This window comes from Catenuloplanes atrovinosus (assembly GCF_031458235.1).
Classification (GTDB): domain Bacteria; phylum Actinomycetota; class Actinomycetes; order Mycobacteriales; family Micromonosporaceae; genus Catenuloplanes; species Catenuloplanes atrovinosus.
On the sequence record NZ_JAVDYB010000001.1, the window covers coordinates 8,364,577 to 8,378,239 of the forward strand.

At 74.1% G+C, this 13,663-nt stretch carries 12 protein-coding genes; 2 read left to right on the forward strand and 10 right to left on the reverse strand.

What is annotated here, in order from left to right; genetic code table 11:
- Window positions 1–130 precede the first annotated feature (130 nt).
- From cydC to deoC, 10 genes are all read right to left on the reverse strand, one after another.
- Complete coding sequence (cydC, locus tag J2S41_RS37395) at window positions 131–2,053, reverse strand: thiol reductant ABC exporter subunit CydC (protein WP_310375414.1); 1,923 nt, start codon at window positions 2,051–2,053, stop codon at window positions 131–133.
- Entirely contained in the window at window positions 2,050–3,867 is a 1,818-nt protein-coding gene (cydD, locus tag J2S41_RS37400; protein ID WP_310375415.1) for a thiol reductant ABC exporter subunit CydD, read from the reverse strand. The genes cydC and cydD overlap by 4 nt, the downstream gene beginning before the upstream one ends.
- A 5-nt stretch (window positions 3,868–3,872) precedes the next feature.
- Window positions 3,873–4,748: a cytochrome d ubiquinol oxidase subunit II gene (locus tag J2S41_RS37405; protein ID WP_310375417.1), complete on the reverse strand. Its 876-nt coding sequence runs from the start codon at window positions 4,746–4,748 to the stop codon at window positions 3,873–3,875.
- A gap of 2 nt (window positions 4,749–4,750) precedes the next feature.
- Window positions 4,751–5,995, reverse strand: a complete 1,245-nt coding sequence (locus J2S41_RS37410; protein WP_310375419.1) for a cytochrome ubiquinol oxidase subunit I — start codon at window positions 5,993–5,995, stop codon at window positions 4,751–4,753.
- A gap of 189 nt (window positions 5,996–6,184) precedes the next feature.
- Window positions 6,185–7,090, reverse strand: coding sequence for a M56 family metallopeptidase (locus J2S41_RS37415; protein WP_310375420.1), 906 nt, complete (start codon window positions 7,088–7,090; stop codon window positions 6,185–6,187).
- Complete coding sequence (locus J2S41_RS37420; protein ID WP_310375421.1) at window positions 7,087–7,455, reverse strand: BlaI/MecI/CopY family transcriptional regulator; 369 nt, start codon at window positions 7,453–7,455, stop codon at window positions 7,087–7,089. The genes J2S41_RS37415 and J2S41_RS37420 overlap by 4 nt, the downstream gene beginning before the upstream one ends.
- A gap of 37 nt (window positions 7,456–7,492) precedes the next feature.
- Window positions 7,493–8,032 (reverse strand): Uma2 family endonuclease, encoded by a 540-nt coding sequence (locus J2S41_RS37425; protein WP_310375422.1) that lies wholly within the window; start codon window positions 8,030–8,032, stop codon window positions 7,493–7,495.
- A 33-nt stretch (window positions 8,033–8,065) separates the two neighbouring features.
- Window positions 8,066–8,935 carry an aldehyde dehydrogenase family protein gene (locus tag J2S41_RS37430; RefSeq protein WP_310376826.1) on the reverse strand — a complete coding sequence of 290 codons (870 nt, stop codon included), beginning with the start codon at window positions 8,933–8,935 and terminating at the stop codon, window positions 8,066–8,068.
- A 178-nt stretch (window positions 8,936–9,113) separates the two neighbouring features.
- Window positions 9,114–10,553 carry an aldehyde dehydrogenase family protein gene (locus J2S41_RS37435; protein WP_310375423.1) on the reverse strand — a complete coding sequence of 480 codons (1,440 nt, stop codon included), beginning with the start codon at window positions 10,551–10,553 and terminating at the stop codon, window positions 9,114–9,116.
- A gap of 4 nt (window positions 10,554–10,557) precedes the next feature.
- Window positions 10,558–11,499 carry a deoxyribose-phosphate aldolase gene (gene deoC, locus J2S41_RS37440; RefSeq protein ID WP_310375424.1) on the reverse strand — a complete coding sequence of 314 codons (942 nt, stop codon included), beginning with the start codon at window positions 11,497–11,499 and terminating at the stop codon, window positions 10,558–10,560.
- 120 nt (window positions 11,500–11,619) lie between these two features.
- Here deoC and J2S41_RS37445 point away from each other — a divergent pair, with 120 nt between their 5' ends.
- Together J2S41_RS37445 and upp are read left to right on the forward strand one after the other, a co-directional pair.
- Window positions 11,620–13,038 carry a glycosyltransferase gene (locus tag J2S41_RS37445; RefSeq protein ID WP_310375425.1) on the forward strand — a complete coding sequence of 473 codons (1,419 nt, stop codon included), beginning with the start codon at window positions 11,620–11,622 and terminating at the stop codon, window positions 13,036–13,038.
- Window positions 13,019–13,651 carry a uracil phosphoribosyltransferase gene (gene upp, locus J2S41_RS37450; protein WP_310375427.1) on the forward strand — a complete coding sequence of 211 codons (633 nt, stop codon included), beginning with the start codon at window positions 13,019–13,021 and terminating at the stop codon, window positions 13,649–13,651. Before J2S41_RS37445 ends, upp begins: the two co-directional genes overlap by 20 nt.
- The last annotated feature ends 12 nt before the right edge of the window (window positions 13,652–13,663 follow it).

Below are 13,663 nucleotides of genomic sequence, written 5' to 3' on the forward strand. Positions count from 1 at the left end.
CGCCCACCGCTTCGCGCGGTGGGCGCCGGTTCGTGTGCGGCCGCTTCGCTCTGCGTACCGTTTCGTCCAGGTAAGCAGAGCAAAGGCAGACGCCACCCGGGGTACGGGGAGGCGGCCGGGATGGGAGCCGTCAGGGGGAGACGGCGAGGTAGCCGCGTTCGGCGGCCTCCTGGGCGAGCCAGGTGTCGGCGTACCAGCCGGGCTGGGCGATCAGGTCGTCGTGCCGGCCGCGCTGGATGACGCGGCCGCGGTCGAGGACCAGGATCTCGTCGAACCCGGCCAGGCCGCGCAGCCGGTGCGTGACCAGCAGGACCGCGGTCCGGGGCGGCAGCGCGTCCAGCGCCTGGCGCAGCACCCGGTCGGCGGCCCGCGGGTCCAGGCCCTCGGTGGGCTCGTCGAGCAGCAGGTGAGGAGGGGCGGCGAGCAGCGCGCGGGCCAGGGCGAGGCGCTGCCGCTGGCCGCCGGAGAGCTTCGCGCCCTCCTCGCCGACCAGCGTGTCCCAGCCGTCGGGCTGCTCCTCGACCCAGTCCAGCAGGTCGGCGGCGCGCATCGCGGCGGCCTGCTCGGCCGGGTCGGTGGCGTCGCGGCCGAGCAGCAGGTTCTCCCGGACGCTGGCGTGGAAGACGTGCGCCTCGGCCAGCAGGCCGCCGACGTGCCGGGGCAGGTCCCGCTCGGGGTAGGCCGCGATGGGCACGCCGTCCAGCGTCGCCTCGCCGGACTCGGGTACGACCGTGCCGGTCAGCACGCCGAGCAGCGTGCTCTTGCCGGCGCCGCTCGGCCCGGCGAGCGCGATCCGGGCGCCGGGCGGGATGCTCAGGTCGATCCCGTCCAGCGCGGGCGCGTCGGACTCCCGGTAGCGGACCACCACGTCGCGCAGTTCCAGGCCGGTGCCGGCCGTACCCTCGGGGGTTGATCCGGCGGGTGGGGGCGGGTCGGTGAGCGACGGGGCGGACAGCAGTTCCGCGACGCGGGCCAGGCCGCCGCGCAGCTGGGCCCACTGCCGGGCGGCCACCACCAGCGCCAGGGTGGCCTCGACCGCGGCGAGGGTGCCGACCGCGAGCACGCCGACCTCGGCGCCGCCCGCGCCGGAGCGCAGCGCGGTCACCAGCACGGCGGCGGAGGTCAGGCCGGAGACGAGTACGCCGGTCCCGTCCACCGCCCAGCCGGTCAGCGCCAGGCGGCGCTCCAGCCGGGCCAGTTCGCCGGCGCGGGCGGCCGCGGCGGTGAGCGCGTCGCCGGTCGCGCCGAACGCGGCCAGGTCCGCGGCGCCGTGCGTCAGGTCGATCGCGTCGGCGGCCAGTTCGCCGCGGAGCGGGGCCATCCGGTCCGCGGTACGCCGGGTCAGCGCGACCGCGACCACCGGCAGCAGCAGGCCCGCGACCAGCAGCCCGGCCGCGAGCGGCAGCCCGGCGGCCGGCGCGATCACCGCGGTGCCGGCCAGCGCCAGCACGGCCACGCACGCGGCGGCCGCGGCCGGGACGACCACGCGGATCAGCAGGTCCTGGACCGCGTCGACGTCCGAGACGAGCCGGCTCAGCGCGTCCCCGGAGTGGGAGCCGGGCGCGGGGGTACGGCGTGCGGCCAGCGCGCCGAAGACCCGGGCGCGGACGTCCGTGAGCAGCCGCAGCACCGCGTCGTGGCTGGCCAGCCGCTCGGTGTAGCGCAGTACGCCGCGCCCGACGGCGAGCGCGCGCACGGAGACGATCGCGACGGTCAGCACCGGCAGCGGCGGCAGGTCGGCCGCGGTGATCAGCAACCAGGTCGCGGTCGCCATCAGCGCCAGCCCGGCGAGCTCGGTGGCCGCTGCCAGCAGGCCGGCGCCGATCAGCCGGGCGAGATAGGGACGCGCCATCCGCAGGACGACCAGTTCGGGCCGCCGCGCCGGGCGAGGGACGGCGGCTCCGGTGGCCGCTCCGGCCGGTGCTCCGGCGACGACGGTGCCGCCGGCTCCGGCGATACCGGCGCCCGTGCCGGCGGGGGCGGCATCGGCGCCGTCCGCGTGGACGGCACCGCCGGGCGGGACGGGACCCCGGTCGGCGCCGGCGGGGGTCATGTCGTCACCAGAGCGGGGAGTTCGGTCAGGTGGCCGTCCTCGATGCGGAGGATGCGGCCGGCCTCGGCGAGCAGGGCCGGGCGGTGCGCGACCAGCAGCGCGGTACGGCCGGTGACCAGGCGGCGGCTGGCGTCGAGCACGGCGGACTCGGAGGCGCCGTCCAGCCGGGCGGTGGGCTCGTCGAGCAGGAGCAGCGGCGCGTCGGCGCGGAGGAACGCGCGGGCCAGGGCGACGCGCTGGCGCTGGCCGCTGGAGAGGCCGTGGCCGCGTTCGCCGAGGCGGGTGCGGAGGCCGTCGGGCAGACCGGCGATCACGTCGTCGAGCAGCGCGGCGCGGGCGGCGGCGGCCACGTCGGCGTCGGTCGCGGACGGGGCGCCGAGCCGGATGTTGCCCGCCATCGTGGTGGCGAACAGGTGCGCCCGCTGCGGCACCCAGGCGAGGCGGCGGCGCCACTGCTCCGGGTCGATCGTGGCGAGGTCGGCGCCGTCCACCAGGACGCGGCCGGAGGTGGGCGTGACGAAGCCGAGGAGCAGGCCGAGCAGCGTGCTCTTGCCGGCGCCGCTCGGGCCGACGATCGCGATCCGGTCGCCGGCGGCGACGGTCAGCGAGACGTCCCGCAGCGCGACCACCCGGTCGTACTCCACGGTGACGCCCTCGAACCGGATCTCCTCGAACGCGGCGGGCGACGTGCCGGTCGCGGGGGCGGCCCCCGAGCCGTCACCGGGGGACCCGGCCGGTGCCCCGGCGGCGAGTCCGAGCGGGGTTCCGGCGGTGCGCCCGGCCGGCGTTCCGGCCGGCGGTGCGGTCGCGCGCTCGCCGAGGGTTCCGGCCGCGGGCCGGTCCGGCGTCCCGGCCGGGAGGGGGTCCTTCGCGGGGGCGGTGGAGAGGGTGAAGGCCGCGTCGAGCGCGGTGAGCCCCTCCATGCTGGCGTGGAAGCGGGCGCCGGCGGCGCGGAGCGGGAGGTACGCCTCGGGGGTGAGCAGCAGCAGGAGCAGTGCGACCTGAAGAGTGAGGGCGCCGTCCAGCACGCGCAGGCCCACCGGGACCGCGACCAGGGCGACGGAGAGGGTGGAGACCAGCTCGAGCGCGAGCGCGGAGAGGAAGGCGATGCGCAGCGTCTTCATGGTGGCGATGCGGTGGCCGTCGGCCATCCGGCGGACCACCTCGACCTGGGCGCGGGCCCGGCCGAAGACGCGCAGCGTGGGCAGGCCGGCGACCATGTCGAGGAAGTGGCCGCCGAGCAGGGAGAGCCGTCGCCACTGCCGCTCGGTGGCGGCCTGCGCCTGCCAGCCGAGCAGCGCGCCGAAGACGGGGATCAGCGGCAGCGTGGCCGCGATCGTGATGGCCGAGGTGAGGTCCGTGAAGACCAGGCGGGCCAGGACCGCGACCGGCACGGTCACGCCCATGATGAGCTGGGGCAGGTAGCCGGTGAAGTAGTTGTCCAGCGCGTCCAGCCCGCGGCCGGCCAGCGTGGCGATCTCGCCGGCCCGCTGCCCGCCGAGCCAGCCGGGGCCGCGCGCGCCGACCGCGCCGAGCAGCTCCACGCGCAGCGCGGCCTTGACGGTCGCGGCGCTGCGGGCCGCGACCACGCCCTGTGCCCAGGTCAGGCCCGCGCGCAGCACGATGATCACGACGAACGCGGCGAGCGCGGCGGTGTCCAGCCGGCCCTGCCAGGCGGCGGTGAGCGCGGCCGCGAGCGCGGTCGCCTGCGAGATGATCAGAATCCCGGCGGCCACCCCGAACACACCCAGCAGGGCGAGGTGGCGCCGGGTCGCGGGCACTCGCCGCAGCAGGCGGGGATCGAACGGGCGCATCGGCGTCAAGTCAACCAGAGCCGGTGGAACTCCGGCGAGTGACCTTCTACCTGACTTCGCCGGGAACTTTTCCCGGCCCAGAGGGCGAGCACGGCCAGCGGCAGCGCGGGCAGCGCCACCAGCGCCAGCAGGCGGAGCGTGGCCGGGTCGGCGAGCGCGTGCTCCCACGTCGCGCCGGCGCCCGGGGCGGGGCCGGGGATCAGCGCGTAGGGCCAGGTCAGCAGGGAGACGATCGGGACCGGGAGGGCGAGCGAGACGGTGATCGCCGCCCGCGCCGGGCGCCACCGGTGGCGGCGCGCGGCGTGAGCCGTCACCGCGAGCAGGCCGATCAAGACCACGATCAGCAGCAAGCCGGGGTACGCCGTGGGAGTTCCCACCCGTACCGCCGAGAAGAACGGAAGCACGACGAGCGCCGCGGTGGCGACACTCAGCGTGAGCAGTGCGAGTCTGGCCGTGTTTCGAGGGTCGGCCCGCAGGGCCGCGCCCTGCGTGGCGGTGAGCGCGAGCTGGACCGCGGCCAGCGCCGCGATGCCGGCCGGTTCGGCGGTCAGCAGCGCGCCGAGCAGGCCGCCCCAGCCGGCGGCCGCGGTCGCGGAGCCGAGCGCGGCCAGCCGGCGCCGGCGCAGCGGGATCGCGACCGTGGCGACGACGGTCCCGGCGAGCGCGGGCGTGACCACGGCCGCGTGCCGGGCCAGCAGCTCGCCCTCCAGCGCGGGGAACGCGCCGAACAGCAGGCCGGCGGCGGCGACCAGCCAGACCTGGCGGCCGAGGAAGCGCGGGTCGAACGGGCCGCGGTCGCCGAGCAGCGCGGGGCCGTAGTCGCGGGCGGCGAGCGTGAGGTAGCCGGCGAACAGCGCGCCGAGCAGCAGAATCCAGAACATGGTCAGGCCATCACCGTCGTGGCGGGCTCGTCGTCGCGCACCGGGCGGCCGAGCGGCGGATCGTCGAGGCCGCGGCCGGCGGCGCGGAGCAGCAGCGTCCAGTTGAGCACGCCGAGCGCGATCACCAGCACCGCGAAGAACACGCAGGACGCGGCGGCCATGGTGGGCGAGCGCGGCGTGATCGCGTCGGCGGCGGGCAGCATCCCGTAGATCGCGAACGGCGCGCGGCCGACCTCGCGGAGCAGCCACCCGCAGATCGCGGCCACGAACGGCAGCGGCGCGGCGCAGATGAGCAGCGCCAGCGACCATCGCCAGCGCAGCAGCAGGTCGCGGAAGAGCAGCGGCAGCAGGTAGAGGAAGATCGCCATGCCGAACGCGACGAACTGCATGATCTCGTACGGGACGTCGATCCAGGCCGGCGGCAGGTAGTCCGCGGGCCGCCCGCCGAACCGGCCGGCGAACGCGGTGGCGGCGGCGATCCGGTCGGCGTCCTCGCCGTACTTGGTCGGCTGCACCGTGCCGACCGGGCCGAGCTGCGCCCAGCCGGAGTTGAAACTCAGGTAGAGCCCGGCGAGGCCGGTGAGCAGGCCGAGCCGGGCCGGGCCGCGAAACGCGACGGTACGGCGGCGGAGCAGGTGCCAGGCGGAGAGGCCGGCCATCAGGAAGCCGCCGCAGGCCAGCGCCGCGCCGGCCACGTGCACCAGCGCGAGCGTGAGCGTCGGGTTGGTCAGCAGCGCGGCCGGGTCGGTGAGCACGGCCGTGCCGTCCGGGCGGATCTCGTGGCCGACCGGGTTCTGCAGGTAGGCGTTGCCAACCATGATCCAGAACACCGAGAGGTACGCGGTGAGCGCGACGCCGACGAGCAGCAGCAGGTGCGCCCACGGGCGGATCCGGTGCCAGCCGGCCAGCCAGAGGCCGAGCAGCACGGACTCCAGGGTGAACGCGACCAGCGTCTCCACGGCCAGGGGCGCGCCGACCACATTGCCGGCCACCCGGGAGACGCCGCTCCAGTTCAGCCCGAACTGGAACTCCATCACGATGCCGCTGGCGATGCCGACAACGTAGTTGATCACGTAGAGGGTGCCCCAGAAGCGGAGGGCGCGCAGTGCGCCGGGGCGCTTGGTGATCACCCAGGCGGCTTCGATGATCACCAGGAGGGTGACGAGCCCGAGGGTGACCAGGACGAAGAGGAAGTGCATCCCCGCCGTTACGCCGAACTGCACCCGCGCCCACTCGACCGCGTCCATGCCTTCAGTCCTCCCCGTGGCTGTGTGTCCACAGGCTACATGTAGCGGTCCTACGTATGGGATCGGGTTTTTCCCGGAGGGGACGACGGCATGCAGGTGGCTTTGCTCTGCTTACCGGGACGAATCGCCCCCGGATGAGGGCGGTGATATGCCCCGGACCGGGCAGGTGAGCCGAGACGTGGGGGTGGGTCAGGAGAGGAAGAGGGAGATCGGAAGGGCGACCAGGGTGGTGGCGGCGGCCAGCGCGACCGCGCCGCGGACGCGGGCGGGGCGGCGGCGGGCGAGCAGGCGCTGTACGCGTGCCTCGACGTCGCGGTCGGCGGCACCGAGGGCGCCGGACGGGGTGAGTCGCGGGCCGGCGGTGGCGAAGCGGAGCAGGGCGGAGGCGAGCGGGCCCTCCGCGTGCTTGTCCAGGGCGCGGTCATCCGCGCGCATCTCCACCAGCAGCGCGACCATCGCGGCGGCGGCGTGCAGCCAGGCGGCCCAGGGCAGGGCCCGGCAGAGCGCGGTGAACGGGAGCAGCACCAGGTCGTGGCGCTCGTCCGCGTGCGCGCGCTCGTGTTCCAGCACGGCGGCGAGCTGGGCGCGGTCGAGCAGGTCGAGCGTGCCGGCGCTGACCACGACGCGCGGGTGCAGGCCGGGCAGGCAGTACGCGGCGGCGCTCGGGTGGTCGAGCACCAGCGCGCCGGGCGCGGCCGGGTCGTCCCGGGCGACCAGGGTGAGCAGGTCGCGGTGGCGGCGCTGGGCCCGTACCGCCCGGATCAGGCTGTTGATCGTGGTCCCGGCGAGCGTGGCGCCGATGCCGAGGCTGACCGCGATCGCGGCCAGGTGCCCGAGGCCGAGCCCGGCCGGCAGCCGCCCGCCCAGCAGGTCCGCGGCCAGCATCCGGAGCGCCGTGCCGGGCGCCGCGTCGTAGGGGTCGAGGCCCAGAGCCAGCGGTACGCCGATCGCGCTCAGCCCGAACCCGAGCCCGATCAGCTGCCAGCAGACGATCGCCACCCGGGGGATCCGCCACGTCCACCGGGCCCGCGCCAGCACCCGCGCGGTCAGGTAGGCGAGCAGGGCCCCGCCGGCGAAGTGCAGCGCGTGGATCATTGTTTCCCGCCCCCGGCCTCGTCGGACAGCGCGCTGCGCAGCACCTCGGCCTCGGTCCCGCTCACCGACCGCGCGAACCGCACCAGCGCCGCGTCCCGGCTCCCGGCCAGGTCCAGCGCGTCCAGCATGAGCTGCGCGATATACGCCTCACGTGGCGCCGCCGCCCGGTAGCTCCAGGCCCGGCCCGCGCGCTCGCGCTCCACCATGCCCTTGCCGGCCAGCCGGTCCAGCACCGTCATCACGGTCGTATACGCCAGCCCGCGATCCTTCAGCGCGTCCGCGACGTCCCGCACCGTGTGACCCCCGCCGGCCCCGTCCCACAGGACGTCCATCACCGCACGCTCGAGGTCACCCAGCCGTATCACGCACTCAATCCTACCGCCCGTAGTACATGCGCTCCGGTCAGCCGAGGCCGTTCTTCTCCAGGTCGGTCAGCGTGGACTTCTTGCGCTCGACATATTCGTGACTGCCCGACATGGTTCGGGCGAGCTCAAAGATCGTGATCTCGGCATCCCACGGATCGCCTTCGCCGTCGAGCGGCTTCGCCAGCCAGTAGGTCGAGACGCCTTGTTCGGCGTACCAGCGCGGCGCGTGATCCCTGGCATCCGATGAGGGCGACCACACCTCTACCGCCAGAGCGATCTTCGCCGCGTCGTGCCAGGTCTCGTGCGGGTTGGTAGGTGCCTCGTGGAACACGCCCACGTCGGCCACGCGGGTATCTCGATTGCTCCGCCGGACTCCGACCTCGGTATCCGCGAACCGCCCCGCCTTTTCGAGCAGGTTGGCGATGCGCCGGGCGACCCGCTGATGCCAGAGCCGGGCCGGCGACATGATGACTAGCCGTCCGTCGTGAATCTCATAGCGAAGCTTTGAGGGCAGGCCCTCAAGATCGTCAAGGGTGAATCCATCCTCGACGACATCAGGCAGGTGGAGCGTAGTCATCGGCGCCTCCGTTCGCTGCCCCAAGGGTACGGGCTACACCCCCTTGGGGTGCCAGACGGTTTTGGTTTCGAGGTGGGCTTTGAGGCGGCGGAGGCCGGGGTCGGCGTACCAGTCGGGGGTGTCGGGGCGGAGGACGCGCTTGAGGGTGTCGGCGGCGGCGGTCTCCAGGGTGCGGGCCAGGTCCGGGTCCGCGCCGGCCAGGTCGAGGGCGTTGACGTCGGCGTGGGAGGCGAGCCAGGGTGCGGTCTCGGCGGGGCGGCCGGTGAGGATGTTGACGACGCCGGCGGGGACGTCGGAGGTGGCCAGGGCCTCGGCGACGGTGACGGCGACCAGGGGATGCGCCTCGGCGGCGAGAACCACGGCCGTGTTGCCGGTGACGATCGCGGGGGCGATCACGGAGACCAGGCCGAGCAGTGCGGAGTCGGCGGGGGCGAGCAGGCCGGTCACGCCGGTGGGCTCGGGAGCGGAGAGGTTGAAGTAGGGGCCGGCCACCGGGTTGGCGCCGCCGAGCACCTGGGCGATCTTGTCGCTCCAGCCGGCGTACCAGACCAGCCGGTCGATCGCGGCGTCGACCTCCTCGCCGGGTACGCCGAGCGACCGGAACTCCTTGCGGCGCGCCTCGACCATCTCGGCGATCCGGTAGACGACCTGGCCGCGGTTGTACGCGGTGGCGCCGGACCAGCCGGGGAAGGCCTTGCGGGCGGCGGTGACCGCGTCCCGCAGGTCCTTGCGGGAGGCGAGCGCGACGTTGCTGTCGTTCACGGGATAGGTCCGCCCTGACTCGCTGCGCGGGAACTTTCCACCGATGTAGAGCTTGTAGGTCTTGCGGACGGCAAGGCGGGAGCTGGAACGTGAGGCCCGGTTTTGGCCTCGCGTTTCAGCGTCCGGGTTCTGGCTGGTCAGCTCGGAACGTGAGGCCCGGTTTTGGCCTCGCGTTTCAGCGTCCGGGTTCTGGCTGGTCAGCTCGGAACGTGAGGCCCGGTTTTGGCCTCGCGTTTCAGCGTCCGGGTTCTGGCTGGTCAGCTCGGAACGTGAGGCCCGGTTTTGGCCTCGCGTTTCAGCGTCCGGGTTCTGGCTGAGGTCACTGGACATCGAGGTATGCCTCCAGGCCGTGGCGGCCGCCCTCGCGGCCGTAACCGGACTCCTTGTAGCCGCCGAACGGCGAGGTGGGGTCGAACTTGTTGAACGTGTTGGCCCAGACCACGCCGGCCCGCAGCTCGTCCGCGACCGCCAGGATGCGCGAGCCCTTCTCGGTCCAGATGCCGGCGGACAGCCCGTACGGCGTGTTGTTGGCCTTCTCGATCGCCTCGGCCGGGGTGCGGAACGTGAGCACGGACAGCACCGGGCCGAACACCTCGTCCTGCGCGATCCGGTGCGACTGGGAGACGCCGGTGAACAGCGTGGGCCGGAACCAGAAGCCGCGGTCCGGCAGCTCGCAGGCCGGGGACCAGCGGGTGGCGCCCTCCGCCTCGCCGACCTCGGACAGCTCCGCGATCCGGGCGAGCTGCGCGGCCGAGTTGATCGCGCCGACGTCGGTGTTCTTGTCCAGCGGGTCACCGACGCGCAGCCGTGCCATGCGCCGCTTCAGCGCGTCCACGAACTCGTCCGCGATCGGCTCCTGGACCAGCAGCCGGGAGCCGGCGCAGCAGACGTGTCCCTGGTTGAAGAAGATGCCGTCGACGATGCCCTCGACCGCCTGCGAGATCGGCGCGTCGTCGAACACGATGTTCGCGGCCTTGCCGCCCAGCTCCAGCGTGAGCCGCTTGGTGGTGCCGGCCACGGTGCGGGCGATCTCCCGGCCGACCGCGGTGGAGCCGGTGAACGCCACCTTGTTCACGCCCGGGTGGGACACCAGGTAGCGGCCGGTCGCGCCGGCGCCGGTGACGATGTTGACCACGCCGGCCGGCAGCTCGGCCTGCTGGCAGAGCTCCGCGAACAGCAGCGCGGTCAGCGGCGTGGTCTCGGCCGGCTTGAGCACCACGGTGTTGCCCGCGGCCAGCGCCGGCGCGATCTTCCAGGCCAGCATGAGCAGCGGGAAGTTCCACGGGATGACCTGGGCGGCCACGCCGAGCGGGCGCGGGGACGGCCCGAGGCCCGCGTAGGGCAGCTTGTCCGCCCAGCCCGCGTAGTAGAAGAAATGAGCGGCGACCAGCGGTACGTCGACGTCGCGCGACTCCTTGATCGGCTTGCCGTTGTCGAGCGACTCCAGCACCGCGAACTCGCGCGCCCGCTCCTGCACCAGCCGCGCGATGCGGAACAGGTACTTCGCCCGCTCGGCGCCCGGCATCGGGCCCCACACCGTCTCGAACGCGGTGCGGGCCGCGGCCACGGCGCGGTCCACGTCCGCCTCGCCGGCCTCGGCGACCTCGGCCAGGACCTCCTCGGTCGCCGGGTTCACCGTCTTGATCATCCCGCCGTCCCGGGGCCCGGTGAACGTACCGTCGATGAACAGGCCGTAGGCCGGCTGGATGTCGACGACCGACCGGGACTCGGGCGCGGGTGCGTACTCGAAGGCTGCCATGGCTTCAGTCCAGGGTGACGTAGTCGGGGCCGGTGTAGTGGCCGGTGGCGAGCTTGGCGCGCTGCATCAGCAGGTCGTTGAGGAGCGTGGACGCGCCGAACCGGAACCGGTCCGGGTCCAGCCAGGTCTCGCCGGCCGTCTCGTCGACCAGCACCAGGTATTTGATCGCGTCCTTGGTGGTGCGGATGCCGCCGGCCGGCTTCACGCCGACGATCCGCCCGGTCTCGGCGCGGAAGTCGCGGACCGCCTCCAGCATGATCATCGTGACCGGTGGCGTGGCCGCGACCGGGACCTTGCCGGTGGAGGTCTTGATGAAGTCGCCGCCGGCCAGCATCGCCAGCCAGGAGGCGCGGCGCACGTTGTCGTACGTGCCCAGCTCGCCGGTCTCCAGGATCACCTTGAGGTGCGCGTCGCCGCACGCCTCCTTGACCGCCACGATCTCCTCGAAGACCTCGGTGTACCGCCCGGACAGGAACGCGCCCCGGTTGATCACCATGTCGATCTCGTCCGCGCCGGCCGCGACCGCGGCCCGGGTGTCGTCCAGCTTCACCGGCAGCGGCGCCTGCCCGGACGGGAACGCCGTCGCCACGCTGGCCAGGTGCACGCCGGTGCCGCGGAGCACCTCGTGCGCGACCGGCACCATCGACGGGTAGACGCAGACCGCGGCGACCCGCGGCGCGCCGTGACCCGGATGCAACGCCTTCTGGCACAGGTTGCGTACCTTGCCGGGGGTGTCCGCGCCCTCCAGCGTGGTGAGATCCACCATGCGGACGGCGAGATCGATCGCCCACGCCTTCGCGGAGGTCTTGATGGAACGGGTGCCCAGCGCCGCGGCGCGCTGGTCGGCGCCGACCCTGTCCACACCCGGCAGACCGTGCAGAAACGCACGTAGACCGGCCTCGGAGCGCGCCACCTCGGCGGCCAGGGCAGTCGGTGAAACCGTCATGACAGCGAGTCTACGCAGGTCTCACGTTTCATGATCAATCACGGCCGGATAGGCAGTCTTCATCGTTCTGAGAGGTAATTGACACTTGACGTTGACCGACGGCTCCGATTGTCTCTCGCTGTGCGAGTAGTGCACTTCTCCGATACGTACCTGCCCCGCCGCGACGGCGTCATCACGTCCATCCGGACGCTGACCTCGGCGCTCGCCGAGCAGGGCCACCCCGGCATGACCGTCGTGCCCCGGCACCCGGGCCAAGCGGTCGAGGACAACCTGCTGACGCTACGTGCCCTGCCGTGCGGGGTCGCAAACCTGCGACTTTCGCCGTGGCTGCTGCGCGAGACCGGGGCGAGCGGCGTGCTCGACCAGATCGCGGCGTTCCAGCCCGACATGGTCCACGTGCACACGCCCGGGACGGTCGGGCTGCTCGGCGTGGTCGCGGCGCGGAAGTTCGGGCTGCCGATGGTGCACACGTACCACACCGACCTGCACGCGTACGCGGACGCGTACCGGGTGCCGGCCAGCGCGCTCAACGCGCTCACCAAGCTCTACGCGCGCCGGCTCGGCACGCCCGTGCACGAGTCGCACCTGGTGCCGATCACCGGCCCGCGCGCGGTTCGGTACGCCCGCCGCGCCGCCGCCCGCACCCGGCTGGTGGCCGGGCGCGCCGCCAGCGTCGCCGGCCGGGCCGCCAGCGTGGCCCGCCGCGCCGCCGGCCGCCGCCCCGCGCGCACCGCGCCGGAGCGGCCGATCAGCAACCGGCACGCCGCCATCGACAACTACAACCGGCTGCTGCTCGGTGACGCGGACGCGGTGATCGTGCCGACCCGCGCCGCGCTCAACCGGATCACGCTGCCCGTGCCGGACGAGCGGATCTTCCTGGTCCCGACCGGCGTGGCCGCGCGTCCCACCACGCCCGAGGCGGTCGCGGCGTTCCGCGCCGAGCACGGCATCGCGGACACCGACCGGGTGCTGCTCTTCGTCGGCCGGGTCAACCGGGAGAAGGGCGTCGGCCTGCTGATCGAGAGCTTCAGCCGGATCGTGGCGCGCTGCCCCGAGGCCCGGCTGGTGCTGGTCGGCGCGGTCTTCGAGCGCCGCTGGCTGGCCTCGCTGCTGGACGCGGCCGGTCCCGAGGCCGCGGCCCGGGTCACGATCGTCGGCGAGCAGCCGTCGCACGTGGTCGCGGCCGCGTACGGCGCGGCCGAGGCGTTCGTCTTCCCGTCGCTGTCCGACACCCAGGCGCTGGTGTTGCAGGAGGCCGCGCTGGCCGGCGTCCCCGCGGTGATGTGCGACGAGGTGCTGCACGGCCAGGGCCCGCTGGGCGGCGCCGCGGTGCTCGCCGCGCCGGAGCCGGACCGTTTCGCGGACGCGGTGCTGTCGCTGCTGGCCGACCCGGAGGGCGCGCGCCGGGTGGGGCGGGCCGCCGCCGCGCAGGCCGCGCGGCACACGCCGTCGGCGTACGCGGAGACGATGTGTGAGGTCTACGCGTTCGCGTCGGCCGCTGCCGGTAGGTTGAACGACCGTGGACGTACTCGTCGTTGATCATCCCCTTGCCCAGTCCCGGCTGACCGCGATGCGCGACGCGCGCACCGACTCGGCCACGTTCCGCGCGGCGCTCACCGAGCTCACCACCATGCTCGTGTACGAGGCCGCGCGCACGTTCGACGTCGAGCAGTTCCCGGTGGAGACGCCGGTCGCGCCCACGTCCGGCACCCGCCTGGCGCGCCCGCCGCTGATCGTGCCGGTGCTGCGGGCCGGGCTGGGCATGGCAGACTCCGCGCTGGCGCTGCTGCCGGAGTCGTCGATGGGCTTCGTGGGGCTGGCGCGCGACGAGGAGACGTTCGCGCCGCGGGCGTACATGGAGTCGCTCCCGGTCGACCTGACCGGCCACCCGGTGCTGGTGCTCGACCCGATGCTGGCCACCGGCGGCTCGCTGGAGCACTGCTGCCGCCTGCTGACCGACCGCGGTTGCACGGACATCACGGTCATCTGCGTGCTGGCCGCGCCGCCCGGCATCGAGCGGCTGCGCGCCTCCGGCCTGCCGTTGCGCCTGGTCACCGCCTCGATCGACGAGCGGCTGAACGAGCGCATGTTCATCGTGCCGGGCCTCGGCGACGCGGGCGACCGCCAGTTCGGCGGCATGCCCCGCTTCTGAGCCGTCGCGCGG

Excerpts from the sequence above, each read along its gene's own strand:
- cydC (WP_310375414.1), bottom strand. The coding sequence starts at position 2,053 with ATGACCCCCGCCGGCGCCGACCGGGGTCCCGTCCCGCCCGGCGGTGCC.
- cydD (WP_310375415.1), bottom strand. The coding sequence starts at position 3,867 with ATGCGCCCGTTCGATCCCCGCCTGCTGCGGCGAGTGCCCGCGACCCGG.
- J2S41_RS37405 (WP_310375417.1), bottom strand. The coding sequence starts at position 4,748 with ATGTTCTGGATTCTGCTGCTCGGCGCGCTGTTCGCCGGCTACCTCACG.
- J2S41_RS37410 (WP_310375419.1), bottom strand. The coding sequence starts at position 5,995 with ATGGACGCGGTCGAGTGGGCGCGGGTGCAGTTCGGCGTAACGGCGGGG.
- J2S41_RS37415 (WP_310375420.1), bottom strand. The coding sequence starts at position 7,090 with ATGATCCACGCGCTGCACTTCGCCGGCGGGGCCCTGCTCGCCTACCTG.
- J2S41_RS37425 (WP_310375422.1), bottom strand. The coding sequence starts at position 8,032 with ATGACTACGCTCCACCTGCCTGATGTCGTCGAGGATGGATTCACCCTT.
- J2S41_RS37435 (WP_310375423.1), bottom strand. The coding sequence starts at position 10,553 with ATGGCAGCCTTCGAGTACGCACCCGCGCCCGAGTCCCGGTCGGTCGTC.
- deoC (WP_310375424.1), bottom strand. The coding sequence starts at position 11,499 with ATGACGGTTTCACCGACTGCCCTGGCCGCCGAGGTGGCGCGCTCCGAG.